Source organism: Pseudarthrobacter enclensis (assembly GCF_001457025.1).
In the GTDB taxonomy this organism is placed as follows: Bacteria; Actinomycetota; Actinomycetes; order Actinomycetales; family Micrococcaceae; genus Arthrobacter; species Arthrobacter enclensis.
The window spans coordinates 231,335-255,873 of the sequence record NZ_KQ758604.1 but is presented as its reverse complement, the minus strand read 5'-3'; the positions used below and the strand labels follow the sequence as shown (position 1 = coordinate 255,873).

The window sequence follows — 24,539 nt, the reverse complement described above, 5'->3', positions numbered from 1 at the left end:
AGGTCAGGAAGCGCGGGCCAGTTGCCGGATGGGGATCCACCGCGAGGCCAGCCGGCGGTAGGCAGCGGCCGCCCCGGTCATGTCCCCCTCGGCGAGGCACTCGATTCCGAGCCGGATGTCCATGGGGGAGTCGTCCGGGTAGACCTTGTCCGCCACGGCCCCGTAATCCAGTTCCACCATTGACTCCACGTGGAACTGCTCCAGCCACTCGGTCAGCTGCGCGAGGTCGTCCAGCATGTCCAGGTCCGGCGCGGCCAGCGCCAGGTTGGCCACAGCGTACCGTGCCCGCTCAAGGGCGTCGGTGATGGTGGCCCATACCCGGACGGTGACAATCCGGCCGGAGGCCTCCACCACGTCCTTGTGGTCCGATTCCATGAACAGCGAAAACCAGCTGAAGGGGATGCCCCAGGTGGATGCCCGGGTGTGGACGCGGACGGAACCGTCGCGGGCCTTGACCTGGTCGATCCGCTCCTGGTGCCTGTCCCGCTGTTCCTCCGGAATCAGCAGCTCGGCGAGCGGCCCGTGGATTCCTTCCATCAGGGCATTGGCCGCCAGCCCGGCGCGCAGCACGAGCTGGCTGGGACAGTAGAGGAGCACCGGGTCCGCGTCAGCCCCGGCGTCGTCCGTGCCGTCGTTGCCGGCGGGCGCGCTGGTGACGCGCACCAGGTCGGTGCGGCCCGTGGGAAAGGGGTCCCCGCCGGAGCGGGTGATGCGTCCCAGCGACGCCAGCAGTTCGGCGTTTTCGACGGCGGCGCGGGAGACGGCCCGTTCCCCGGCGGCCTGGATGGCAGCCCGCTGCTCCTCCGGGAAAGCGCTGAGCGGTTCGTAGACGCGCAGGGTCGACGAAAAGGGCAGGCCTGCCTGGCCCCGGTAAAGGTTTCCCGTCATGACGGCCTCCTTAGCTGGGTCCAGGATTCCGCCATCAGTCGGCCAGTTCCACCAGGACGGGCGCGTGGTCGGAGGCTCCCTTGCCCTTGCGCTCCTCCCGGTCGATCGAGGCGCCGGTGACGCGGGAGGCAAGCGCCTGCGAGGCCAGGATGAAGTCGATGCGCATGCCTTCCTTTTTGGGGAAGCGCAGCTGCGTGTAGTCCCAGTAGGTGTAGACCCCGGGCCCGGGAGTGTAAGGGCGGACCACGTCGGTGTATCCGGCGGATTCGAAGGCGTGGAACGCCTCGCGCTCGGGCGGGCTGACATGCGTGTACCGGTTGTTGACGAACAAGTCGATGTCCCAGACGTCCTCGTCGAACGGGGCGATGTTCCAGTCGCCCATGAGTGCCACCTGGGCCTGGGGGTTTTCGGTGACGAGGCTTTGGGCGTGGGTCTTGAGGCTCTCAAGCCACTTCAGCTTGTACGGCATGTGCTCGTCGTCCAGCGAGCGGCCGTTGGGGATGTAGAGGCTCCACACCCTGATGCCGCCGCAGGTTGCGGCCATGGCGCGGGCTTCCTGGACGGGGTCCTTGCCTGCCTTGCCGAAGGCCGGCTGGTCCAGGAAGGTCCGTTCAACATCTTCCAGGCCCACTCGGGAGGCGATGGCGACGCCGTTCCACTGGTTGACGCCGAAGTGGGCCACCTCGTAGCCCATCCGCTCAAAGAGTTCCCAGGGGAAGTTCTCGTCCTTGCACTTCGTTTCCTGGATGGCCAGGACGTCGCAGTCGCTGCGCTGGAGCCAGGCTTCAACGCGGTCGGCGCGGGCACGGAGCGAGTTCACATTCCAGGTAGCTATCTTCACGCTCCTAACTTACCGTGGGCGCGCGGCTGCGGGTAAAGCCGCCCGTATGGGTGCTGCGCTGCGGCGTTGCGGCAGGGCCGGGGGCGTCCCCCGCTGATGGAAGTTAGTAGGAAGCCCGAGTATATTCGCATCCAGAATGACCTGCGTCACAACCTGCCGGACCATATGCGAAGGGGGATCCAGCCATGGTGCGCGAGCTCTCCCATTACATTGGCGGCCGCCACGAGAATGGCATCTCCGGCCGCTTCGGTGACGTCTTTGATCCGTGCACCGGCACGGTCCAGGCCCGGCTTCCACTGGCTGGCACCGGGGAAGTGGGCCGTGCCGTGGCGGCCGCCAAGGCGGCGCAGCCCGGCTGGGCGGCCACGAACCCGCAGCGGCGCGCCCGGATCCTCCTCAAGTTCGTGGATCTGGTGAACCGGGACATGGACAGCCTGGCCCGGCTGCTCTCCTCCGAACACGGCAAGACGGTTGCCGACTCCGTTGGCGACATCCAGCGCGGCCTGGAAGTGGTGGAGTTCGCTGCCGGCGCGCCGCACCTGCTGAAGGGCGAGTTTTCCAGCGAAGCCGGCCAGGGGATCGACATCCATTCGCTCCGGCAGCCGCTGGGCGTAGTTGCCGGCATCACGCCGTTCAACTTTCCGGCCATGATTCCGCTGTGGAAGTCCGCGCCCGCACTGGCGGCAGGCAACTCCTTCATCCTCAAGCCGTCCGAGCGGGACCCCTCGGTGCCGCTCAGGATCGCCGAACTCTACAGCGAGGCCGGGCTGCCGGACGGCGTGTTCAACGTGGTCAATGGAGACAAGGAAGCGGTGGACGCGCTGCTGGCGGATCCTCTCGTCAAGGCCGTGGGGTTCGTAGGCTCCACACCGATCGCCCAGTACATCTACGCCACGGCTGCCGCCAACGGGAAGCGCGCCCAGTGTTTCGGCGGAGCCAAGAACCACATGGTGGTCATGCCGGACGCGGACCTGGACCAGGCAGCCGATGCCCTCATCGGATCCGGTTACGGCTCGGCCGGTGAACGCTGCATGGCCATCTCCGTCGCCGTGCCCGTCGGGGAAGAAACGGCCAACGGGCTGGTGGAGCGGCTCGGGCAGCGGATCAGCAAGCTCACGGTGGGCCCCAGCCTGGATCCTAGCTCCGATTTCGGTCCCGTGGTCTCCGCGGACGCCCGCGAGCGGATCGAGGGCCTCATCCAGTCCGGGGTGGACGACGGCGCCACCCTCCTTGCCGACGGCCGCGGCGCCAGGGTGGAGGGTTTCGGCGGTGGCTTCTGGGTGGGTCCCACCCTCTTCGACCACGTCACCACGGACATGGCCATCTACCGGAACGAGATCTTCGGTCCGGTGCTCAGCGTGGTCCGCGCCGCCGACTATGACGAAGCGCTCCGGCTGTGCAGCGACAACCCGTTTGGGAACGGCGTGGCCATCTTCACGCGCGACGGTGACGCCGCCCGGGACTTCGCCACCAGGGTGGACGTGGGGATGGTGGGAGTCAACGTCCCCATCCCCGTACCGCTGGCGTACTACACCTTCGGCGGCTGGAAGGCCTCCGGTTTTGGGGACCTCAACCAGCACGGCGCGGACGCGTTCCGCTTTTACACCAAGACCAAGACGGTCACCACGCGGTGGCCGTCGGGGATACGCCACGGAGCCAGCTTCGTGATGCCGGAAGGAAGCTGATGACGGACACGCGCGCCGCCACCGAGGCGGAAGTGCTTTTCACGCGGCGCGGCCGGTTGGGCGTCGCAACGCTGAACCGGCCCAAGTCCGTCAACGCACTCACCGCCGGCATGGTGGAGGCGCTGCTGCGCCACCTCACCGAGTGGGCTGGGGACGACCGCATCAAGACAGTCCTGGTGCAGGGTGCCGGCGGCCGCGGCCTGTGCGCCGGAGGGGACATCGTTGCCATCTACCGGGACATGATGGAAGGCGGAAATGCCACCGCTGCCTTCTGGCAGGCCGAATACCGGCTGAATTACCTGATCTCGAGGTACCCCAAACCGTACGTGGCGCTCATGGACGGGCTGGTCCTGGGCGGCGGCGTGGGCATCTCCGCCCACGGTTCGGTCCGCGTGGTCACTGAGCGCACCCGCACCGGAATGCCGGAGACCACCATCGGATTCGCGCCCGACGTCGGCGGGACGCTTTTGCTGGCGGGCGCACCGGGGGAGTCGGGAACCCACGCAGCCCTCACCGGGGCGCACCTGGACGGCGCGGATGCCATCCACCTTGGTTTGGCGGACCACTACGTCCCGTCCGGCCGGCTGGACGGGCTGGTGGCGGCGCTGGGGGACGGAACCCCGGATGACGCCGTCGGACGCGTTGCCGTGGTCCCGCCGCCGTCCAGCGTTGCGGCGCAGCGGCCATGGATCGACAGCTGCTACAGCCCGGCGGAGGCTGAAGAGATCGTAAGCCGGCTCCGCGCGTGGAAAGGGCCCGGCAGCGCCGACGCTGCCCAGGCCGCGGACACCATCGAAGCGAAGTCGCCCACCTCCGTCAAAGTCACCCTGGCCTCCCTGCGGCGGGTCAGGGGCCTGCGCCTGGACCAGGCCCTGGCGCAGGAATACCGTGTGGGCCTCCGGTTCCTGGCATCTCCCGACTTCCGGGAAGGGATCCGGGCGCAGGTGATCGACAAGGACCGGTCGCCCCGGTGGCAGCCGCCCACCCTGCCGGCCGTTTTCCCAGGCCAGGTGGAGGCCTTCTTCGCCTCGTTGGGGAGCGCAGAGCTTGATGTCACCGGCAGCGGCGTGCCGCCGGAGGCCCGGCAGAAAGAGGTGGGGGACCGTGTCTGAAAAATACACCGTGGCTTTCTTGGGGCTGGGGCACATGGGCGGCCCCATGGCCGCAAACCTGGCCAGGGCCGGGCACCGGGTGGTGGGTTTCGACGTCGTCCCGGCGGCCCTGGAGGCCGCCCGCGCCAACGGCATCCCCGTGGCGGAAAATGCTGCCGGAGCCGTGGCCGGAGCGGACGTGGTGCTCACCATGTTCCCTAGCGGCCGGCACGTGCTGGACGCCTACCGCGGAACTGACGGCGGTCCCGGGCTGCTTGCGGCAGCTGCACAGGGCACCATGTTCCTGGACTGCTCCACCATCAACGTGGACGAAGCCAGGGACGCTGCGCAGCTGGCCCTCGACGCCGGACACAGGTCCGCGGACGCGCCGGTGTCCGGCGGCGTGGTGGGCGCAGAAGCCGGGACGCTGACGTTCATGGTGGGCGGCGGCGCAGACGACTTCGAAGCAGTGAAGCCGCTGCTGGAAGCCATGGGCAAGCGCATTGTGCACTGCGGCGGGCACGGGGCCGGGCAGGCGGCCAAAGTCTGCAACAACCTGATCCTGGGCGTCTCCATGATTGCCGTCAGCGAGGCCTTTGTCCTGGGCGAAGAGCTGGGCCTGACGCATCAGGCGCTGTTCGACGTCGCCTCCGCCGCGTCCGGCCAGTGCTGGGCCCTGACCACCAACTGCCCGGTTCCCGGCCCTGTCCCCACGAGCCCCGCGAACCGCGACTACCAGCCCGGGTTCGCGGGGGCGCTGATGGCCAAGGACCTGAATCTTGCCGTGAACGCCCTCAACAGCACCGGGGTGGCCGGCCGGATGGGCCCGCTGGCTGCGGAAATCTACGATACGTTTGCGGCGGAGGGCGGCGCCGGCCGGGACTTCTCCGCGATCATTACCCACATCCGGGAGAAGTCCGGTACCGCACCGCACATGGCAGCAACAGCGCACGACGACGGGAGTCCTGAATGACGGAGTACGCCAACATCCTGGTGGAGCAGCGCGGGAGGGTGGGGCTGGTGACGCTCAACCGGCCCCAGGCGCTCAACGCGCTGAACAAAGCCACCATGGAGGAGCTGGTGGATGCCGTCAGCGCCATGGACGCCGATCCCGGGACGGGCGCGGTGGTGGTCACCGGCTCCGGGAAGGCCTTCGCCGCCGGGGCGGACATCAAGGAAATGGCCGGCCAGGGCTACATGGACATGTATGCCGCGGACTGGTTCCGCGGCTGGGAGGACTTCACCCGCCTGCGCATTCCCACGGTGGCCGCGGTGTCCGGATTCGCGCTCGGCGGCGGCTGTGAACTGGCCATGATGTGCGATCTGCTCATCGCCGGGGACAACGCGAAGTTCGGCCAGCCGGAAATCAACCTCGGCGTCCTGCCCGGCATGGGCGGCTCCCAGCGGCTCACCCGGGCCGTGGGCAAAGCGAAAGCCATGGACATGATCCTCACAGGCAGGTTCATCGGCGCCGAGGAAGCCGAACGGGCCGGGCTGGTGTCCCGAGTGGTCCCTGCCGAAAACGTGGTGGAGGAAGCCCTCAAGGCCGCTGAGGTCATCGCCGGCAAGTCAAAGCCGGTGGCAATGGCCGCGAAGGAAGCCGTCAACGCCGCCTTCGAAACCGGGCTTGCCCAGGGGGTGCTGTTCGAGCGCCGCCTCTTCCACTCGCTGTTCTCCACCGAGGACCAGAAGGAAGGCATGGCGGCGTTCACGGAAAAGCGTGAACCGGAGTTCAGGCACCGGTGACCGCCGGCGTTTTCCGGTAGGCGGCGAGGTCGCGTTCCAGTTCCTCGGCCATCAGGGAGTTGTTGATGATCACCGCCGTCCAGGAAGCGGCGGCCGCTGACGCCAGGACCTGCGCCCGCATGTCCGTGACGTTCCCGGCGGCCCATACACCGGGAACGGACGTAGCTCCCTCGGCATCTGTTTCCAGGTAGTCACCGATACCCATCGGGTGCGGCGAGGGTGCCAGGCCGAGCCCGGCGAAGGCGTCCAGCCGTGCATGCACCCGGGTGCCCACCACGACGGCGTCCACCGCCACCTCGGGCCCGCCGGCCAGCACCACGGCCTTCAACGCGTCGTCCTGGACCCGGACGGTTTCCACTGCGCCGTGCACCACCTTGACGCCGCGGGCTGCCAGTTGCTCCAGCTCGCTTTCCACGGGGACCACGGTGCCGTTGAGGAACAGGGTGATGTTGCTGCTCCATTGCCGGAACAGCAGGCTTTGGTGCACCGACCAGGGGCCGGTGCCCAGTATGCCGATGGCCTGGTCCCGGACTTCCCAGCCATGGCAGAAGGGGCAGTGCAGCACGTCACGGCCCCACCGTTCACGCAGGCCAGGGATGTCCGGCAGTTCGTCCACCAGCCCCGTGGTGATCAGCAGCCGGCGCCCGCGAAGCCGCCGGCCGTCGTCGAGCGTTACCTCGAAGCCTTCCTGCAGCGTGCCGCCGGCGGCCACCACTGAGCCCTGGACCAGGTTCGCACCGTAGTGCCGGGCCTGGTCGCGGCTGGCGGCAAGGAGTTCCGCCGGGCTGATGCCGTCGCGGGACAGGAAGCCGTGCACACCGTGCGCGGGCGCATTGCGGGGTTCGCCGCTGTCCACCACCGCCACCGACCTCCTGGTGCGGCCCAGCATCAAGGCGGCGCTGAGGCCCGCGGCACCGCCGCCGACAATCAGCACGTCGTAGATCGAATCTTTGTGTGAAGTCATGGATCCATCGTGTTTGCCGCGTAGGTATCTTGGCAAAGTATTTTGCTGCTCTGGCAAACTGGACGTTATGGATGAGAACCTCGACGACGTCCTGGCAGCGGTTGGCCCCCGGCTCAAGGCGCTGCGGTTGCGGCGGGACGTCACCCTGACGGCGCTCGCGGAAGCCACCGGCATTTCCGTCAGCACCCTGTCCCGGCTGGAGTCCGGCCAGCGCCGCCCCAACCTTGAACTCCTGCTGCCGCTGGCCAAAGCCCACCAGGTGCCGCTGGACGAACTGGTGGGGGCTCCGGCCACGGGGGACCCCCGGGTGCACCTGCGCCCCATGACCGCGCACGGCATGACCATCATCCCGCTGACAAGGAAACCCGGCGGGATCCAGGCGTACAAACACATCGTGCCGGCCGGACCGGCGGAGGAACCGAGCCCCCAGGTCCACGAGGGCTACGAGTGGCTGTATGTGCTCAACGGCAGGCTGCGCATGGTCCTCGGCAGCCAGGACCTGGTCCTCGGCGCCGGTGAAGCGGTGGAATTCGACACCCGGGTGCCGCACTGGTTTGGGCGCGCCGATGGGAAGGCAGTGGAGTTCCTCAGCCTTTTCGGGTCGCAGGGGGAGCGCATGCATGTCCGGGCAAAGCCGGGTTCCAGGAAGAGTGGAAACGGCTGAGCGGGACCTGCGCTGCCAGCGGGCTTTCAGGTCCATAGGGTAGACAGGGACGGGCAGGCAAACACGCGGCGGAAACGGGGAACGGCACATGTGGGCAACAGCGGGGGACGCTACCAGCGCGGCCGGCGGACTGGGTGGCCTGGTCGGCGCCGCTGCCCAGGCCATCGAAAACCTCGGCGAATGGGGTGTCGGCGCTTTTACCCTGGCCGAAACGGTGGTGCCGCCCATCCCCAGCGAAGTCATCTTGCCGCTTGCCGGCTACCTCGCCAAGCAGGGCTCGCTCAACCTCGGACTCATCTTCGTGACCAGCACGCTCGGCGCCTACCTGGGCGCGCTCTTCCTGTACTGGCTGGGCGCAAGGCTGGGCCTGGAACGGTCCATCCGCGGGCTGTCGAAACTGCCCCTGGTGGACCGCGAAGACTTTGAACATGCCGCTGGCTGGTTCCGGCGGCACGGCCGGTCCTCGATCTTCTTCGGCCGGCTGCTGCCCGGCGTCCGGAGCCTGATCTCCCTCCCGGCCGGCGCCTCATCCATGCCGCTGGGCACCTTCACCATCTTCACTTTGGCCGGCAGTGCCTTGTGGAACGGTGCGCTCATTGGCCTCGGCTACCTGCTGGGGACGCAGTACCACCTGATCGAGGGCTACTCCAAGTACCTCAACTACGCCGTGTACGCGGCTATCGCCATCGCCGTGGTGCTCCTGGTGGTCCGCCGGGTCCGGCGGGCCAAGGTCAGCCGCTGACGAGGCTATGCGAAAGTCGCCGGCGGCCCGCCGGTGTGCCACCCTGGTGCCCGCCCCGCCCAGCTCCCGCCGTTGTCCGGGGAGGCCGCACTCGCTAGCATCAAACAGGTAAGCATACTTACTGTTGTTCTCCGCCCAGTGCGGGGATGCGGGATGGAGTGTCACATGCGCCTCGGGAATCCGGTCGTCGTCATTACAGGGGCCTCCAGCGGCATAGGCCGCGCCACTGCCCTCCGCTGTGCAGACGAGGGGGCGCGCCTGGTGCTGGCCGCCCGCGGTGCCGCAGCGCTGGAATCGGCGGCGCGTGACTGCCGGAAGCGCGGCGCCACGGTTGTTGCCGTCACCGCCGACGTTTCCGACGCCGCGCAGGTGGAGACCCTGGCTGCCCGCGCCGTGGAGGAGTTCGGGCGCCTGGACGTCTGGGTCAACAACGCGGCCGTGGGTGCCTTCGGGCGGATCGCTGACGTCCCGCCGGAAGATTTCCAGCGCATCCTCGACGTCAACATCACCGGGTATGTCAACGGCGCCCGGGCTGCCCTGGCGCGCATGACGGCGCAGGGCGGGGGCGTGCTGATCAATGTGGCCTCCATCGTGGGGGAGACACCGCTTCCGTACTCCGCCGCCTACTCCATGTCCAAAGCTGCGGTCCGTGCGCTCAGTGTCAGCCTGCGGTCCGAGCTTGTGCTGGACGCCCGGCAGGACGTCAGCGTTTGCACGGTCCTTCCTGCCACCATCGACACGCCCTTCTACCAGCACGCCGCCAATTACAGCGGCAGGAAGCCCGTGGCCATGCCGCCTGTCTACACGGCTGACCGGGTGGCCAAAACCGTGCTGCGGGCCATGCGGCACCCACGCCGCGAGGTAGTGGCCGGCGGAGTGGCCGCACGCCTGCTGATGCTGCAGCACAAGGCCACGCCGGGCACGGTGGAACGGGCCATCGCCCGGCAGGTGGACAGGACCCAGCTCCGCCGCAAGCCCGCAGCCACCACGTCCGGAAATGTCCATCGCAGCCTGGACGCCGGCCGCAAAGGATCGGTCGACGGCGGATGGCACGGGCGGCGGCGAACGGCCCGGCGGCGCGTCCTCACCGCCGCCGTCCTCGCCGGAGCGGCGGCGGTGGTCCGGAAAAGGATGGCCTAACTCCCCGCCGCGGCACTACAGGTTCCGGTCCGAATAGACCCGCAGGGCGTGCCGGACGAACGCCGCCCCGGTTTCCCCGCCGTAGGTGGCCGCGAACCGGGGGTCCGCCACGTACATGTCCGCCAGGCCGCTGACGTAGCCCTTGATGTCCCCGCCGGGCTCTGCGGCCGGAGTGCCCGGGATGGAACGGAGCCAGGCAACGTGCCGGGCGGCCAGGTCCTGGGCCTCTGTGCTGTCAGGCGCCGCGCCGGATCCTGCAGCGGCCATCCAGTCCCGGCCCAGGTCTCCGGCCCGGGCCTTCCATTCACGCTTCTGCGACTCGTCCATGCCGCGCCACCACGAGTCGCCCTTGGCGTATGCGTCCTTGCCCCAGCGCTCCTCCACTTCATCCTTGTACTGCGTGTGGTCGAAGCCATCGAACATCTTTTCTGCCATGAGTTCGCCTCCTTCTTGTACTGTCCTGATGGTTTGCCGGACGGACCGGATCTGCCGGGCCAGGCGTTCCTGTTCCTGGCCCAGCCAGTCGAGGTGCCGGGTCAGGGCCCTGACGGGGTCCGTCTGCTGCTGGAAGACCTCAGCGATGGCCGGCAGCCCCAGGCCCAGCTCCCGCAGCAGAAGGATCCGCTGCAGCTGAAGGAGGGCGCCGCCGTCGTAATAGCGGTAGCCGTTGACGCCCACCCGGGTGGGCGTCAACAGCCCGATGTCGTCATAGTGGCGAAGGGTGCGGCTGGTGGTTCCCGCCATTCTGGCCACGTCCTGGATGGGCCATTCGGTGCCTTGCCGTGCTGCGGTTGCTTCCATGCTTTGAGCGTAGGGGTTGACGCAGCGTCAAGGTCAAGGGGCAGCGACCCGCCCTGTGGGACAGTCAGCGGGCGTGCCGGTTGCGTGCCTGGGCCACCAGCCGGGTGAAGGAAAAAACAAAAATGGCCTCGATCAGGACCATGAGCCCCACCAGCAGCCATTGCTGGCGGGCGGCAAACACGACGCACCCGGTCAGGACCAGGACGGTACCCAGCGCCAGGGCGTAGACGGCGAAGCCTACGGCCACCCGCGCGCTCCGCACCCCCGTCCGGAACCCGAAACCGTAGGGTTCGCCGCCGGGCTGCCCGGGAACACGGTCCGGCACGCCGGGGCCGAGCCGGTCGAATTCCTCCCAGGGATCCCCGTGCTGTTCCTTGCCGGTCATGGGTCGATTATCCCAAAAACCGCCGGGCAGCGGGTGGCGTGGACCGTAACAGGGACAAAAAACGGTGGCCCCGCCAACCTGGTTGACGGGGCCACCGTGGCTGCAGGCGTTGCCTGCGGCAAGACTTAGAGGGGGCGGATGTTCTCTGCCTGCGGGCCCTTGGGTCCCTGGGTCACATCGAATTCGACCTTCTGGTTCTCGTCCAGTGAGCGGTAGCCGCTGGTGGCGATTGCCGAGTAGTGGGCGAAAACGTCAGCGGACCCGTCATCGGGGGCAATGAAGCCAAAACCCTTTTCGGCGTTGAACCATTTAACTGTGCCTGTTGCCATGGCTGCATTCCTTCGTGTGACTCTGATTCTGTCCCCGGCTATCGGGCCGGAGTGCGCGGAGAACGTCCCCCGCTGTCCCCAAACGTACGGGGCTGAAAGCCTGCTGGCAAGGGTAAACGCCGTTTGGGGACGCTAACGCATGCCCTCCCGGCGGATTGCGGTGGCAATGGCCGCGGCGCGGGTCTCCACGCCAAGCTTCGCGTAGATATGGGCCAGGTGGGTCTTGACGGTGGCCTCGGAGATGAAAAGCCGCCGTCCCAGTTCGCGGTTGCTGAGCCCTTCGGTGAGCAGTCCCAGCAGTTCGGCTTCGCGCGGCGTGAGGATCCCGTCCGGGTTCCGCAGCTGCTGGAAGAGGCGTGACGCCACCGGGGGACTCATCACGCTCCGGCCCTGGACGGCGCCGCGGACAGCGGCGAAGATTTCCCCGGGTGCCGCGTCCTTCAGCAGGTATCCCATGGCGCCGGCGTCCACCGCCCTGACGATGTCGGCGTCCGAGTCGTAGGTGGTGAACACCAGGATGGCTTGCCGGGTATTGACCTGCCGGAGGCGCCTGATGGCCTCGATCCCGTCCATGCCGGCTCCCATCGCCAGGTCCATGACCACCACGTCGGGCGCATGCTCCCGGACCAGGTCAAGTGCTTCCTCACCGGAGGCAGCCTCCGCCACCACGGCCAGGTCGGGCTGGGTCCCCAGCAGGGCGCGCAGCCCGCTGCGGACCACCAAGTGGTCGTCCACCAGGAGCACGGTGGTGGGGTTCATACGGTGGTCCCGTCCTCTCGTGCGGCTGCAGGCAGCTGGGCCGCCACAATGGTGCCCTGGCCGGGGGAGCTTTCCACGGAGAATGTTCCGCCGAGCTGCTCCACGCGCCGGCGCATGGCCCGCAACCCGTAGCCGCCCGCGTCCGACGGCGGTGCTGCCGCCGCCGGGTCGAAGCCGGCGCCGTCGTCGTAAATGTCCAGGGTGACGGCCTCGGCAAGGAATCCGAGGGTGATCGTGGCCGTTTCCGTGGAGGCATGGAGCCGGACGTTGGACGCTGCGCTCTGGACCACCCGCAGCAGCGCATGCCGGACGTCCGCGGGCACCGGCCTGGAGTCGCCGGTCACCAGGATGCGCGCCGCGGGAAGGTACTGCCGGGCAGCCACCAGCAGGGACTCCTCCAAGGGTGATCCTTCCAGTCCGGGGGACGCCAGTTCATGGACCAGGCTGCGGGTCTCCGCCAGGTTGCTGCGAAGAAGGGACGTTGCCTGCTGCACGCCGACGTGTGCCGCCGGCGAGGGCCACGACCGTCCGGCGGCTTCCAGCAGCAGCAGGCTGCTGGCCAGGCCCTGCGTGACGGTGTCGTGGATCTCGCGGGACACGCGTTCGCGCTCCGCGATGGTTCCGGCCCGCCGCTCGCTGGCCGCAAGCCTGCCCTGGGTTGCGGAGACCTCCGCATGCAGGCGCCGCTGTTCCTCGGCGTCACGGCTGATCCGGTCGTAGACCAGGGTCAGCATCACGCCCACGGCCAGGGGGCCCAAGAGCATGGCGATGTCCGTACCGTCGCTGAGCCGGAACAGTCCGGCGGCGGTGGCAGCCGCGGTCAAACCTGCCGCGACGTAGCCGGCGGCACCGCTCATGGCAGTACGGCCCAGGACGAAGAGGGCAAACGAGCACCAAGCGAAGCTCGGGGCGGCAATGACCAGGACTGCCCATACCGTTACCAGCGCAGCCATCCAGGCGAGGCCCGGCCGGCCGCGCCGTGTCCGCACCGCCACGACGGCGTACAGCAGGCAGGCCGCCAGGGCGATGCACAGGACCATCAGGTTGTCCGCGGGGGCATGGCGCATGGCGTAGCGCACCGCTGAGGCCACCAGCAGGACGGCGAATCCGGCGTGGACCGCGGTGTCGATGGCGCCCAGCCGGGGCAATGCTGCAGGGACGGCGGGCGGAAGGGGTGCTGCGGACGTCATGGAGCTTCCGGTCTGGTACTGGGATTGGCTGCCTTTCCATGCTAGGGCCCGCGGTGGCGGCTGGTCTCTCATCCGTTTGGCTGATCCGGCTGGCCGAAGGTGGCAGGAGGGGACAGGCGAAGGGCCGATGGCAGGGACCGGAGCGCCCGGAAGGATGGATGCGTACCCCAGACAGTTTGAGCCCCAAGGAGCACCATGAAGCAGTCCAGCAAAGCCCTCGCCGCCGCCGCGGCCGGAGCGGTCATCCTCACTGCGGGAGCCACGGCAGCGGCCAACGCCGGCACCGGGACGGCCCCGGCAGCCGTTCCCGCGGTGGACGTCCGGCCAGCACCGGAGACCGTGGTGCAGCAGAACCGGATCTCAGTGGGTGCCTCGTCGACGGCGGTGGCCGCCGCGCTGGCCAAGTGCCAGGCGGACAAGCTGCCGTTCGTCACCGTGGCCGTCGTTGACCGGTTCGGCACCGTGCAGGCCCTTCTTCGGGGTGACAATGCTGCCGAACACACCATCGAAGCCGCCCGGCAGAAGGCCTACACCGCCGCCGCGTTCGGCGCGCCCACCAGCGACCTGGCCAAGCGCATCAACGGCACCGGCCCCTCCATTGCGGACCTGCCCGGAACGCTCTTCCTCTCCGGCGGCGTCCCGCTGAAGGTTGACGGCGTCTCCGTGGCGGGGATCGGCGTCGGCGGTGCACCCGACGGCGCCCTCGACGAGGCCTGCGCCGCGGCAGGCGCGCAGGCGATCGCCGGTGCGGCCGCCGGGAAGTAGGCTGCCGGCATGATGCGCACTGTCCGCAGGGCCTTCCTGCTGCCGGCCGCGGGAGTCCTGGCCGTGGCCCTCGTGGCCTGCCAAGGTCCCGGTCCGGCACCTTCGCCAGGGCCGGCATCGGGCTCTCCTTTCCCGGAAAGCACAGCGCCCGCCACCGCTGCTGCACCCACAACTGCGCAGGCTCCGCCGCCGTTGTCCGCGGAGGCCCAGGCGCAGCTTGACCAGCAGTTGGTTGCCGCCGCCAAGGCGAACAATGCGCAACTGGTTGCCGGGCTGATAGGGCGCGGCGGCGGCGTCAACGCCAAGGACTCCCTCCAGGACTCGGCCTTCCTGTACGCGGGAGCGGAAGGTTACAACGAGGTCCTGCAGCTGACCCTGGCGGCGGGAGCGGACGTGGCCAGTACCAACAGGTACGGCGGGACCGCGCTCATTCCGGCGAGCGAGCACGGGCACGTGGAGACGGTGAAGATCCTGATCGCGGCAGGCGTCCCGGTCAACCATGTCAACAACCTGGGCTGGACGGCCCTGCAGGAGGCCATCCTGCTGAACGACGGCGGGCCGCGCCAGCAGGAGGTGGTGCGGCTGCTCCTGGCCGCCGGGGCTGACCCGGACATCCGCGATCCCCAGGGCCGCACGGCGCTGCAGAACGCCGGGCGGCTGGGATTCACGGAGATCGCTGCCCTGATCCAGGGCCACGGTTAGCGCCAGTTTGCCTGCCGGCTGCCGAAATTCCCCACCTTTGCCAGCTAACGACGGCGGCGCGCCGCACTTTTGGTGCGACGCGCCGCCGTCGGCCGTGAAAGCCGGGGAAATCCAGCGGAGCCGCTCAGACGGCCTCGAGGATGCTGACGTAGTTGGCGATGCCGACCCCGCCCATGTTCTGCACGGCGGCGCGGCGGGGACTGCCGAGCTGCATGTCACCTGCGGTGCCGGTGAGCTGCATCGCGGCCAGGACGTGCTGGGACACGCCGGTGGCGCCTACCGGGTGGCCCTTGGACTTGAGGCCGCCGGAGACGTTCACCGGCAGCTTCCCGTCCTTGAACACCCAGCCTTCCTCGAGCGCGCGGGCGCCCTGGCCTGGTCCGGTAAGTCCCATGGCCTCGTACATCAGCAGTTCGGCAATGGTGAAACAGTCGTGCACTTCGGCGAGGTCCAGGTCTTCGATCCCGACGCCGGCCATCGCCAGGGCCCGCTGCCAGGACACCCGGGTGGCCTCGAAAGCCGTGGGGTCGCGGCGTGCGGCAGGGAAGAAGTCATTGGCCTGGCCGAAGCCGGCCAGCCTGACGGCAGGGTTGGTGCCGCCGGTGGGCGCAGTGGACAGCACGACGGCGGCAGCACCGTCCGAGACCGGCGAACAGTCGGTGCGGCGCAGCGGATCGGCCACCATCGGGTTCTTGTCGGAGACGGTGCGGCAGAATTCCTCGCCGAGGTCCTTGCGGAGCTGGGCGTAGGGGTTGTCCACGCCGTTGCGGTGGTTCTTGGCCGCGATGGTGCCCAGGACGTCGCCCAGGGTGCCGTCGGCGTCGTAGCGCTTGGCATAGTGCTTGGCCACTTCTGCGAAGAGGCCGGTAAAGCCGGTGGTGGAGGGCTTGCCCGCCATGTCGTAGTCGGCGCCGAGCAGCCCGGCCCCCACCACGTCGGCGCCGGCGTGGGTCATCTTTTCGGCGCCGATCACCAGGACGGTCTTGGCGGTGCCGGCCAGCAGGGATTTGGTGCCCTGCTGGAGCGCGGCGGAGCCGGAAGCGCAGGCGTTTTCCACGCGGGTGGAAGGGACGTTGGCCAGGTCGGGGGAGACCTGGAGCGCCAGGGAGGACGGGAAGGCCAAGGGCATCATGCCGGAGTTGAACTGGCCCACGTAGATCTCATCGATCCGGCCCGGCTCCACCCCTGCGGAGCTGATGGCATCGGTGGCCACCTGCACGATCAGTGATTCCAGGGTGTCATCGGTGAGCTTGCCGAACCGGCTGTGCCCCCATCCGGTGATCAGGACGTCCTTGCCGAATTGTTCCTTCAGGCTCATGCGTTGGCTCCTTCACGGTCCAGGGCGATGTCGAATTCTGCGTCTGTTTTGTCGTGGATCTCAGCCAGGCCCACGCCGGGGGCCAGCCTGGTAAGCGTGAGCCGCCGTCCGCCGTCGTCCGTTTTGTAGAGGTCGAAGACGGCGAGGTCGCTGATGATCCGGTCCACGCAGCTCAGGCCCGTGAGCGGGAGGGTGCATTCCCGGACGATCTTCGCCGTGCCGTCCTTGGCGTTGTGCTCGGTGAGGACCACCACGCGCGGGGTCCCGGCCACCAGGTCCATGGCGCCGCCCATGCCCTTGACCATCTTGCCCGGGATGGTCCAGTTGGCGAGGTCGCCGTTGCCGGAGACCTGCATGGCGCCCAGGATGGCGACCTTGACGTGGCCTCCCCGGATCATGCCGAAGGACGTGGCGGAGTCGAAGATGCTCCCGCCGGGCAGGACCGTCACGGTCTGCTTGCCGGCGTTGATCAGGTCTGCGTCCTCCTCGCCCTCGTACGGGAACGGGCCCATGCCCAGCAGGCCGTTTTCGCTCTGCAGGACCACCCGGACGCCGTCGGGCAGGTTGTTGGCCACCAGCGTGGGGATGCCGATGCCCAGGTTCACGTAGTCGCCGTCGTTCAGTTCCCCGGCCGCGATCGCAGCCATTTCATCCCTGGTCCAGGCCATGGTCTTTCCTCTTTTCGATGGGTGTGTGGAGGCCCGGCAGTCAGGGGATGACCGGCGGGACGAAGTCGAACGTCATGCCCAGCAGCCACGCCAGCAGCAGGACCACGGGCAGGTGGAACAGGAACTGCTGGAACGTGAAGCCCACCAGGTCGCGGGCGCGCAGTTTCAGCACAGCCAGCAGGGGCAGCATGAAGAACGGGTTGATGAGGTTGGGCAGGGCCTCCGCCATGTTGTAGATCTGCACGGTCCAGCCCAGGTTCATGTTCACGTCGGTGGCCGACTGCATGACATACGGTGCTTCCACCAGCCACTTGCCGCCGCCCGACGGGACGAACATGCCCAGGAACGCCGTATAGAGGGCTATGACGACGGCGAATGCGCCGTTGCTGCCGACGCTCGTGAAGAAGTGCGCCAGATGTTCGGACACGGACAGCCCTCCGGCACCGGTGGCCTTGGTGAGGATGGCCGCCATCGCCGCGTAGAGCGGAAACTGGACCAGGATGCCCGCCGTGGCCGGAACAGCCTTGGTGACAGCCTGGAGGAACTTGCGCGGTGTTCCATGCAGCACCAGGCCCAGCATCAGGAAGACCAGCAGGTAGCCGTTGAGCGAGCTGACCACGGTGAGTATGGGCAGGGTCAGGAGCTGGGACACCAGCCAGCCCAGCGTCAGGACGCCCGCGATGACCGGGAGGATCCGGCTGTACTCAAGCCACTCACCCGGGCGGGACTTTTCCGCCGGGGCCTCGGGCTCGTCGTCCAGGTCAACTCCCATGTCCGCCGCCGTCCGGATGGCACCGCCCGTGGGCGCGGAAAAGTGCGCAATCACGGTGGTCAGGAGCATAAGGATCACCAGCGTGAGCAGGGATTGCCAGGTGAAGATGGTGGTGCCGAAGTCCAGGACGCCGGTGATCTCCAGCAGGGCAGGCGGGATGGAGGACTTGGTGGCCTGCAGCTGGGCGGCGGACGACGACAGTCCCAGTGCCCACACGGCGCCGAGCCCCATGAAGGCGGCTGCTCCGAGGGCGCGGTAGTCGACGGCCAGGTCGGTGCGCCGGGCGATGGCCCGGGCCAGGAGTCCGCCGAAGATCAGGCTCAGGCCCCAGTTGATAAAGGACACGGACATGGACATGACGGCCACGAAGCTCACGGCGGTGCGTGCCGAGCCGGGAACCTGTGCCAGCCGGCTGATCAGGCGGGCCACGGGCGGGGACGTTGCCACCACGTAGCCGGTGAGGACCACCATGGCCATCTGGAGGGTGAAGGCGGTGAGGTCCCAGAACCCGTTGCCGAAGGAGTCCACTACGGCTTTGGGGGAGGCCCCGATGGCCAGGGCCGCGATGGCTACGAGGACCACGCCGGCGAGGGCGAAGATGTAGGCGTCCGGAAACCATTTTTGGGTCCATCCGGCCAGGCTCTCCGCCATGCGGGCCAGGCCCTTCTGGCGAACGTCCTGTTCCTGAAACTGCGCTGTGCTCATTGCTCTCCCTGGGGATGCCGCGGGCGGCTCAGGCGGACACCAGGCCGGGTCGGGCGCGCACGGTCCGTTGCTCGATGTCCTTCACCCGGCCCGTGGCCTGCACCAGCCGCTGGACGAACACGCCAGGGGTGACGATGTGGTTGGGGTCCACCTCTCCGGGCTGCAGGATCACCTCGGCTTCGGCGATGGTCAGCTGTCCCGCCGTGGCCACCACCGGGTTGAAGTTGCGGGCGGTGTAGCGGTACACCAGATTGCCGTCCGTGTCCGCGGTGTGGGCGTGGACCAGTGCGACGTCGGCCCGGATGGCGCGCTCGCGGACGTATGTTTCGCCGTCGAATACCTCGACCGGTTTGCCCTCGGCCACCAGGGTTCCCACACCGGTCCTGGTGTAGAAGGCAGGTATGCCTGCGCCCCCTGCGCGGAGCCGTTCGGCCAGGGTGCCCTGGGGGGTAAACTCCACCTCGAGCTTTCCGGCCAGGTACTGCTCGGCGAACAGCTTGTTCTCGCCGACGTAGGAAGCAATCACCTTCCGGACCTGTCCGGCTTCAATCAGGATGCCCAGCCCTTTGCCGTCCACGCCCATGTTGTTGGAAACGACGGTAAGGTCCTTCACGCCGGAGTCCCGGACCGCTTCGATCAGGTCCGCGGGAATGCCGCTCAGGCCGAACCCGCCGACGGCGAGGGTGATGCCGTCCTGCAGGGCGCCGTGAAGGGCGGCTGCTGCCGAATCCTGGAGTTTGCTCATGGTTCCGTCTCCTCTTTGAGTCCGATTACTGTCCACTTTGTGGACCAAGGGTCTGGATATGGAGACTATGGGCCATTCCCGCGGGCCGTCAAGGCTGGATTTGATGCCCTGCAAGAGCTGTTTTACAGTATGGACTGAAAAGGATGAAGTATCCATATTGTGGACGAAGAGGTGCAGAAGTGAGTAACAGCCCCATCCAGGGTGCCCAGGTGGTCAGCCGGATAGCCGGCCTGCTCCGCCTGGTGGGCCGAAGCCCCGAGGGCATGCCGCTGGCAGGCATCGTCCGGGAATCGGGCCTCACCCGGCCCACGGTGCACAGGCTGTTGTCCTCCATGGCCTCGGAGGGATTGCTGGACCACGATCCCGCCACCGGCAACTGGGTGCTGGGGCCGGAAATCCTGCTCATGGGATCGGTGGCCTCAGCCAGGTTCCCGCTGGAGGACATCGCCCGGCCCAGCCTCCGCCGGCTCGCTGAGGCCACCGGTGAGAGCGCCTTCTTCTCCATCCGCCGCGGCAACGAAACGGTCTGCCTGCTCCGGGAGGAAGGCAGTTTCCCGGTCCGCTCCTTCGTGCTGCACGAGGGCGTCCGCTTCCCCCTTGGCGTGGCGTCCGCCGGCACCGCCATCATGGCGTTCCTGCCGGAGGGGGAGCAGGAGGAGATGCTGAGCCACTGGAGCGCGCATGCAGGCACCTTTGCGGACGGGCACACCGAGGAGACCGTCAGGAACAACCTTGAACGGACCCGGCTCACCGGCTATTCCGTCAACCCCGGCCTCATCCTGGAGGGCAGTTGGGGGATGGGCGCCGCGGTCTTCGACCGTTCGGGCCGCCCCGCCTGGGCGCTGTCGCTCACAGGGATCGAGCCGCGCTTCAAGCCGGAGCGGCAGGAAGAACTGGGCGGCCTGCTCATGGCCGAGGCGCACCGGATCACACAGCAGCTCAGCGGGGGAGACGCGGGCCCGCAGCGCTGAGTCTCCCCGGCTTTGCCGGCGTACGACGACGGCGCGCCGCCTTTGCCAGGCAACGCGCCGTCGTCGTCCTCCAAAGGAGGGAAAAACCAGCGGGCAGGCTCCTACAGTCCCGCGCGGGGCTCCACCGGCCCCTGGTCCTTCCACCAGGTGTCGAAGATGCTCACCGGGACAGTGCGCTTATGACGGGTGCGGAGGAACTTCTGCTCGATGGACTCCGCAACTTCGTCCGGGACGTCGCGGCCTTCAAGGTAGTCATCGATCTGGTCATAGGTGAGGCCCAGTTCGTCCTCGTCGGTGCGTCCCGGCTGGTCATCGAGCAGGTCGGCGGTGGGCACCTTTTCCCACAACCGGGCGGGGGCTCCGAGCTCGGCCAGGAGGGCGCGGTTCTGGCGCTTGTTCAGCCCGAAGAGGGGCAGGATGTCGGCGCCGCCGTCGCCGTACTTGGTAAAGAAGCCGGTCACGGACTCGGCGCCGTGGTCCGTGCCGATCACCAGGTAGTTGAATTCGCCTGCCAGCGCGTACTGGGCAATCATGCGGGTCCGGGCTTTGGTGTTGCCCTTGTGGAAGTCGGAGATCTCGGTGCCGGCAGTCTTTTCGAACTCGTCCTCGAAGCCGTCAACTGCGGCCGCGATGTTGAAGGTCCACTCGGTCTTCGCATTGATGAAGTCCAGTGCGGCCTGGGCGTCGTCCTCGTCGTGCTGCACGCCGTAGGGCAGGCGGACCGCCACGAAATTGGCTTCCACGCCTTCGGCGGCAAGCTCGTCAACGGCCAGCTGTGCGAGCTTGCCTGCGAGGGATGAATCAAGGCCGCCGGAAATGCCCAGGACAAAGCCCTTGGTGCCGGTGGCCTTGAGGTATTCCTTCAGGAACGTGACGCGTTTGCGCACCTCCCCGGCGGGGTCGATCCGGCGCTGGACGCCCATTTCTTCGATGATCTTGGCCTGGAGTTCGCGCATGTGACCCAGCCTAGCCAGAGCTGTCAGCGCTGCTCAAGCAAACCACCGTCCCGCCGCGACTAAACTGGAAACCATGACTTCCCCCAGTGAGACTGCAGTGGACTCTGCAGCCGCCCGCGCCCGCCTGCTCGAACTGATCAAGGAACTCGCCGTGGTCCGCGGCAAGGTCATCCTTTCCAGCGGGGCGGAAGCCGACTACTACATCGACCTGCGCCGCATCACGCTCCACCACGAGGCCTCCAGGCTCGTGGGCGAGGTCATGCTGAAGATGGCCGACGACGCCGGCATCGCCTTCGACTGCGCCGGCGGCCTCACCATGGGGGCCGACCCCGTGGGCACGGCAGTGATGCATGCCGCCCGTGACGCAGGGCGCGCGGTTGACGCGTTCGTGGTCCGCAAAGCCCAGAAGTCCTACGGCATGGGCCGCCAGGTGGAAGGCCCCTCGGTGGAGGGCCGCAACGTCCTGGTCCTCGAAGACACCTCCACCACCGGCGGCTCCGCGCTGACCGCCGTCGAAGGTGTCCGCAAGGCCGGCGGCAACGTGGTGGCCGTCGCCGTGATCGTTGACCGCGACACCGGCGCCAAAGAGAAGATCGAGGCGGAAACCGGCGTGCCTTATCTGTTCGCGTTCGGCAAGGACGAACTGGGACTCGACTGACCCAACCCGCCGGCGTCGGGCACTGCGTCCGCAGCATAGTGCCCGGCGGCGGTGGGCCCCTCCCGGCGCATCAAGCGCTGCTCTGCCCGGGGGTTTTCGCCCAGGTGCTCACCCTGCCCGAAGTAGTGGCGGAACGTGTAGAACAGCGGTTCCCAGGCGCGCACGTCGATATAGCCGGTGTCCGCAACCAGGTCCTCACGGGCGTGCACCCTGCGCACCCGCACCTGGACCGCGTCGAGTCCGTCCTCCAGGGGCATCGCGTTTACCAGCACAGCCTCAATCTGGACCGGGCATTCGGCGATCCGATGCGGGGAAACCTCCGCACCCGGCAGCGGGGTCCAGCCCGAGAGTACCCATTTGTCCACGGCAGTCCTGTACAGCCCGCTCTTTTGCGGGGGCACGGGATCCATCCCGGTGGTCATCGCAATGTCCTCGATGTCCCGTACGAGGGCGGCCTCTGGCAGATTAAGCACCACCTCGTGCGTACGCATCAGGTTGGCATACCCGCGATTGGCGGTTCCCAGGCCCAGGACGTAGTGGTCCCCCAGTGACCACGCTGACGAGATGGGCGTGATGTTCGTGCTCCCGTCCGGATTCGTGGTGGTGAGCAGGACTACGAGCGAGCCGAAGTAGTGGGCCCGGGGTGTGATGGCGGTAAACATTCCCCCATGCTCGCCCGCCAAAAGTTTGGCCCCGGCCAAACCATCGGCATGAAAACATTGGTTCATGGCACCTTACTGGGCGGAAGACCTGGCCCTGACAGCAAAGGCCATGGGCGAGGAATCACGGGCCAGGATGCTGCTGGCGCTTCTGGACGGGAGGGCGTGGACGGCGGCGGAACTCGCCGACTGCGCAGGCATCACCCGCGGCACCGCCACTACCCACCTGAACCATCTCGCCGACGCGGGGCTCTTGGAGGAAGTCCGGCAGGGACGGCACCGGTACGTCCGGCTGAAGAACACGGATGTTGCTGACGCCATCGAGGCGATGGTCCGGTTGAGTCCCCGTTCCAGGCCGCTGATGCCCAGGAGCTTTCAGGGCCACAAGCACGGGCAGGAACTGAAGCAGGGGCGGACCTGCTACCGCCACCTGGCCGGGGCCTTGGGCGTGGCGGTGACCAGGCAATGGCGTGACCAGGGAATCATCGGTGCGGACTGGACCCTGACCGGCGCCGGCAGGTTGTGGGCGGACTCGGCCGGGCTGCAGCTGCCGGAGAAGCCGGGGCGTGCGTTGGCGCGGCCCTGCCTGGACTGGACGGAACGGGTGGATCACGCGGCCGGCCTGTTCCCCGAACTGTTCGTCCAGGTTGCGCTGGAGCGGCGCTGGCTGGAAAGGGGCGCCCACCCGCGGGCCATACGCCTCACGGCCAAGGGTGCTGAGGAGCTGCAACGAATCGGGCTGGTGGTGCCACTTGGTTCGAACCCGACGCTGTCCTAATATGTGCGTTAGCCCCGTATGCATCCTTGGAGAACGTGCCCATGCCCACCCCGAACGAGCCTTTGAGTGCCACCGAAAAAGTCCAGGACCTCATCCTGGACAGCGCGGACTTTGAAGAGTTCCTCAACGAGCTGGCACGGTTTTCCGCGCACCAAGTGGCAGGCGACGGCGACGACGCCCTCTGCGGCATCACCCTGCTGCGGGACAGGAAGGTTGCCACCATCGGCTGGAGCAGCGAGTCCGCCCGCGAAGTGGACGAGATCCAGTACTCCCTGTCCCAGGGTCCCTGCCTGACGGCCGCCCAGGAGGAACGCGAAGTCCACGTCCCGGATATTCTGGCCGAGGACCGGTGGGGACCCGAATACGCCAATGCCGTGGCCTCCTACGGACTGCGCTCCGTGCTCTCGCTGCCCTTCAACCTGCAGGGCGAGGCGAAAGCTGCGCTCAACCTCTACTCGGACGTCCCGCACAAGTTTGACGAACGGGCCGCAGCCAAGGCCCGGGGCTACACCCGGGAAATCTCGCAGGCTCTGCGCCTGGCCGTGCGGTTTTCGCTCCACACGGACAGCGCGGCGAACCTCCGGGCCACGCTTGAATCGCGCACCATCATCGACATCGCCGTCGGCATCGTCATGGCGCAGAACAGGTGCAGCCAGGAAGCGGCCATCAGGATCCTCACCGACGCGTCCAGCAACAGCAACACCAAGCTGCGCGACATCGCCAAGTCCCTGGTCGACTCGGTGGGTGGCGCCGGGACCCGCACCTATTACCAGGAGCCGGGCAGCCGGAAACCTGAACAGTCCGCCTGAGGGGCCGTTCTCCGCAGGTAGGGGGCAGGTTGAACCCACTCTCCATCGGGGATACGCTGGCCGTGGTTGAGCCGTCGGCCATAGACCTTCTTTTGGAGTACCTATGGACCGCTCGCTTCATGCGTTAGTAAACCTTGACGTCCCCGCAGACCTTGTCCGGATAGAAGTCCGCGGCAGCCTCACCCACGAATCCCGGCCCGACCTGGTGCACATCATCCGCAGGGTCCGGCGCATGGGAATCCGGGCCCACATCCGTGTCGATTTGTCACAGGCGGCGCTGGTCGAATCCGCTGCACTGGCCGGCCTGCGCGCCGACCTGAACAACATGGACGCCCTGACGCTGCCGGGAATCTACCGCTCGGGCGTCTCCCTGCACCTGGCGGGGTCCTACGACGAGCTGCCGGCCGGGCCGCCTGCAGACGACAGGACCTCCAGGGACGTGACGCCGCTCAACATCCTCGACGACGACAGCCACCTGACCCACGGCGGAGCCTTCGGCGACGAATACCCCGTGGCGCCGGACGCAGCCCTGGAAGAACTGTTCGGCAGGGAACTTGTTGAGTATTCGAACGAGGAACTGCTCGCCGCCAGCGACGCCCTTTTTGCGCTGCTGGACCAGCCCCGGGCATTCCCGGGAGCCGACCTCCTGGGGCGCTACAACGACATCGGCCGCGAACTCGGCCGGCGGCAGCCGGAGCCCGAAGCCCCATCACCGGCCGCGGAGGGAAAAGCAGCCAGCTGATCCGCCGGACACACCGGAGTCGCCGAATGGTTACACGGGCGTCCTTGCGGTGGTGTCTTCCGTTGT

The 24,539-nt window shown here is 67.9% G+C and carries 28 protein-coding genes; 14 read left to right on the top strand and 14 right to left on the bottom strand.

Annotated features, from left to right (window positions below; genetic code table 11):
* Positions 1-3: 3 nt before the first annotated feature.
* Together AS031_RS15095 and AS031_RS15090 are read right to left on the bottom strand one after the other, a co-directional pair.
* Complete coding sequence (locus AS031_RS15095; RefSeq protein WP_058268971.1) at positions 4-888, bottom strand: DUF8083 family protein; 885 nt, start codon at positions 886-888, stop codon at positions 4-6.
* Between the two features lie 34 nt (positions 889-922).
* Positions 923-1,729, bottom strand: a complete 807-nt coding sequence (locus tag AS031_RS15090; protein ID WP_058268970.1) for an exodeoxyribonuclease III — start codon at positions 1,727-1,729, stop codon at positions 923-925.
* A gap of 185 nt (positions 1,730-1,914) precedes the next feature.
* Here AS031_RS15090 and AS031_RS15085 point away from each other — a divergent pair, with 185 nt between their 5' ends.
* Genes AS031_RS15085 through AS031_RS15070 form a run of 4 tightly spaced genes read left to right on the top strand, consistent with a single transcriptional unit; the run spans position 1,915 to position 6,251 of the window.
* Complete coding sequence (locus AS031_RS15085) at positions 1,915-3,414, top strand: CoA-acylating methylmalonate-semialdehyde dehydrogenase (RefSeq protein WP_058268969.1); 1,500 nt, start codon at positions 1,915-1,917, stop codon at positions 3,412-3,414.
* Complete coding sequence (locus AS031_RS15080; protein ID WP_058268968.1) at positions 3,414-4,526, top strand: enoyl-CoA hydratase/isomerase family protein; 1,113 nt, start codon at positions 3,414-3,416, stop codon at positions 4,524-4,526. The genes AS031_RS15085 and AS031_RS15080 overlap by 1 nt, the downstream gene beginning before the upstream one ends.
* The gene (gene mmsB / locus AS031_RS15075) at positions 4,519-5,478 is read left to right on the top strand and encodes a 3-hydroxyisobutyrate dehydrogenase (protein ID WP_058268967.1); all 960 of its coding nucleotides are present in this window, start codon (positions 4,519-4,521) and stop codon (positions 5,476-5,478) included. Before AS031_RS15080 ends, mmsB begins: the two co-directional genes overlap by 8 nt.
* Entirely contained in the window at positions 5,475-6,251 is a 777-nt protein-coding gene (locus AS031_RS15070; protein ID WP_058268966.1) for an enoyl-CoA hydratase, read from the top strand. The genes mmsB and AS031_RS15070 overlap by 4 nt, the downstream gene beginning before the upstream one ends.
* On the opposite strand, the gene AS031_RS15065 is transcribed toward AS031_RS15070, so the two are convergent.
* Positions 6,238-7,215, bottom strand: coding sequence for an NAD(P)/FAD-dependent oxidoreductase (locus AS031_RS15065; RefSeq protein ID WP_058268965.1), 978 nt, complete (start codon positions 7,213-7,215; stop codon positions 6,238-6,240). The genes AS031_RS15070 and AS031_RS15065 overlap by 14 nt on opposite strands.
* Positions 7,216-7,282: 67 nt before the next feature.
* Here AS031_RS15065 and AS031_RS15060 point away from each other — a divergent pair, with 67 nt between their 5' ends.
* The 3 genes from AS031_RS15060 to AS031_RS15050 all read left to right on the top strand — a co-directional run bounded on the left by AS031_RS15060 (position 7,283) and on the right by AS031_RS15050 (position 9,761).
* Positions 7,283-7,879 (top strand): helix-turn-helix domain-containing protein, encoded by a 597-nt coding sequence (locus tag AS031_RS15060; RefSeq protein ID WP_058268964.1) that lies wholly within the window; start codon positions 7,283-7,285, stop codon positions 7,877-7,879.
* Between the two features lie 88 nt (positions 7,880-7,967).
* On the top strand, positions 7,968-8,621 hold the full coding sequence (locus AS031_RS15055; RefSeq protein ID WP_058268963.1) for a DedA family protein: 654 nt from the start codon (positions 7,968-7,970) through the stop codon (positions 8,619-8,621).
* Positions 8,622-8,786: 165 nt separating this feature from the next.
* A complete protein-coding gene (locus AS031_RS15050; RefSeq protein WP_058268962.1) occupies positions 8,787-9,761 on the top strand; it encodes an SDR family oxidoreductase in 975 nt (324 codons plus the stop codon).
* Between the two features lie 15 nt (positions 9,762-9,776).
* On the opposite strand, the gene AS031_RS15045 is transcribed toward AS031_RS15050, so the two are convergent.
* The 5 genes from AS031_RS15045 to AS031_RS15025 all read right to left on the bottom strand — a co-directional run bounded on the left by AS031_RS15045 (position 9,777) and on the right by AS031_RS15025 (position 13,225).
* Entirely contained in the window at positions 9,777-10,562 is a 786-nt protein-coding gene (locus AS031_RS15045) for a MerR family transcriptional regulator (protein ID WP_058268961.1), read from the bottom strand.
* Between the two features lie 64 nt (positions 10,563-10,626).
* Positions 10,627-10,947, bottom strand: a complete 321-nt coding sequence (locus AS031_RS15040) for a hypothetical protein (RefSeq protein WP_058268960.1) — start codon at positions 10,945-10,947, stop codon at positions 10,627-10,629.
* A gap of 125 nt (positions 10,948-11,072) precedes the next feature.
* Positions 11,073-11,276, bottom strand: a complete 204-nt coding sequence (locus AS031_RS15035; protein ID WP_009357211.1) for a cold-shock protein — start codon at positions 11,274-11,276, stop codon at positions 11,073-11,075.
* A gap of 132 nt (positions 11,277-11,408) precedes the next feature.
* Complete coding sequence (locus AS031_RS15030; protein WP_058268959.1) at positions 11,409-12,035, bottom strand: response regulator; 627 nt, start codon at positions 12,033-12,035, stop codon at positions 11,409-11,411.
* Positions 12,032-13,225, bottom strand: coding sequence for a sensor histidine kinase (locus tag AS031_RS15025; RefSeq protein ID WP_058268958.1), 1,194 nt, complete (start codon positions 13,223-13,225; stop codon positions 12,032-12,034). The genes AS031_RS15030 and AS031_RS15025 overlap by 4 nt, the downstream gene beginning before the upstream one ends.
* A gap of 195 nt (positions 13,226-13,420) precedes the next feature.
* Here AS031_RS15025 and AS031_RS15020 point away from each other — a divergent pair, with 195 nt between their 5' ends.
* Both AS031_RS15020 and AS031_RS15015 read left to right on the top strand, forming a co-directional pair.
* Complete coding sequence (locus AS031_RS15020; RefSeq protein WP_058268957.1) at positions 13,421-13,990, top strand: GlcG/HbpS family heme-binding protein; 570 nt, start codon at positions 13,421-13,423, stop codon at positions 13,988-13,990.
* A 9-nt stretch (positions 13,991-13,999) separates the two neighbouring features.
* On the top strand, positions 14,000-14,692 hold the full coding sequence (locus tag AS031_RS15015) for an ankyrin repeat domain-containing protein (RefSeq protein ID WP_082642024.1): 693 nt from the start codon (positions 14,000-14,002) through the stop codon (positions 14,690-14,692).
* A 124-nt stretch (positions 14,693-14,816) separates the two neighbouring features.
* On the opposite strand, the gene AS031_RS15010 is transcribed toward AS031_RS15015, so the two are convergent.
* Genes AS031_RS15010 through AS031_RS14995 form a run of 4 tightly spaced genes read right to left on the bottom strand, consistent with a single transcriptional unit; the run spans position 14,817 to position 18,900 of the window.
* A complete protein-coding gene (locus AS031_RS15010; protein ID WP_058268956.1) occupies positions 14,817-16,010 on the bottom strand; it encodes an acetyl-CoA acetyltransferase in 1,194 nt (397 codons plus the stop codon).
* Positions 16,007-16,678 carry a 3-oxoacid CoA-transferase subunit B gene (locus AS031_RS15005; protein ID WP_058268955.1) on the bottom strand — a complete coding sequence of 224 codons (672 nt, stop codon included), beginning with the start codon at positions 16,676-16,678 and terminating at the stop codon, positions 16,007-16,009. The genes AS031_RS15010 and AS031_RS15005 overlap by 4 nt, the downstream gene beginning before the upstream one ends.
* Before the next feature lie 40 nt (positions 16,679-16,718).
* Positions 16,719-18,155 carry a short-chain fatty acid transporter gene (locus AS031_RS15000; protein WP_058268954.1) on the bottom strand — a complete coding sequence of 479 codons (1,437 nt, stop codon included), beginning with the start codon at positions 18,153-18,155 and terminating at the stop codon, positions 16,719-16,721.
* Positions 18,156-18,183: 28 nt separating this feature from the next.
* Positions 18,184-18,900: a CoA transferase subunit A gene (locus tag AS031_RS14995; protein ID WP_058268953.1), complete on the bottom strand. Its 717-nt coding sequence runs from the start codon at positions 18,898-18,900 to the stop codon at positions 18,184-18,186.
* Positions 18,901-19,079: 179 nt separating this feature from the next.
* Between AS031_RS14995 and AS031_RS14990 the strand changes: the two genes are divergently transcribed.
* Complete coding sequence (locus AS031_RS14990) at positions 19,080-19,871, top strand: IclR family transcriptional regulator (protein WP_176716557.1); 792 nt, start codon at positions 19,080-19,082, stop codon at positions 19,869-19,871.
* Between the two features lie 101 nt (positions 19,872-19,972).
* Here the strand turns inward: AS031_RS14990 and nadE are convergent, their stop codons facing one another.
* Positions 19,973-20,827, bottom strand: coding sequence for an ammonia-dependent NAD(+) synthetase (gene nadE / locus AS031_RS14985; protein WP_058268951.1), 855 nt, complete (start codon positions 20,825-20,827; stop codon positions 19,973-19,975).
* A 73-nt stretch (positions 20,828-20,900) separates the two neighbouring features.
* Here nadE and pyrE point away from each other — a divergent pair, with 73 nt between their 5' ends.
* A complete protein-coding gene (gene pyrE / locus AS031_RS14980) occupies positions 20,901-21,485 on the top strand; it encodes an orotate phosphoribosyltransferase (protein ID WP_058268950.1) in 585 nt (194 codons plus the stop codon).
* On the opposite strand, the gene AS031_RS14975 is transcribed toward pyrE, so the two are convergent.
* On the bottom strand, positions 21,443-22,147 hold the full coding sequence (locus AS031_RS14975) for a flavin reductase family protein (protein WP_082642027.1): 705 nt from the start codon (positions 22,145-22,147) through the stop codon (positions 21,443-21,445). The genes pyrE and AS031_RS14975 overlap by 43 nt on opposite strands.
* Positions 22,148-22,211: 64 nt before the next feature.
* On the opposite strand from AS031_RS14975, the gene AS031_RS14970 reads away from it, so the two are divergent.
* The 3 genes from AS031_RS14970 to AS031_RS14960 all read left to right on the top strand — a co-directional run bounded on the left by AS031_RS14970 (position 22,212) and on the right by AS031_RS14960 (position 24,473).
* Positions 22,212-22,922, top strand: coding sequence for an ArsR/SmtB family transcription factor (locus AS031_RS14970; RefSeq protein ID WP_058268949.1), 711 nt, complete (start codon positions 22,212-22,214; stop codon positions 22,920-22,922).
* 41 nt (positions 22,923-22,963) lie between these two features.
* Positions 22,964-23,731 (top strand): GAF and ANTAR domain-containing protein, encoded by a 768-nt coding sequence (locus AS031_RS14965; RefSeq protein ID WP_058268948.1) that lies wholly within the window; start codon positions 22,964-22,966, stop codon positions 23,729-23,731.
* A 103-nt stretch (positions 23,732-23,834) separates the two neighbouring features.
* The gene (locus AS031_RS14960; protein WP_058268947.1) at positions 23,835-24,473 is read left to right on the top strand and encodes a hypothetical protein; all 639 of its coding nucleotides are present in this window, start codon (positions 23,835-23,837) and stop codon (positions 24,471-24,473) included.
* Positions 24,474-24,539: the final 66 nt, after the last annotated feature.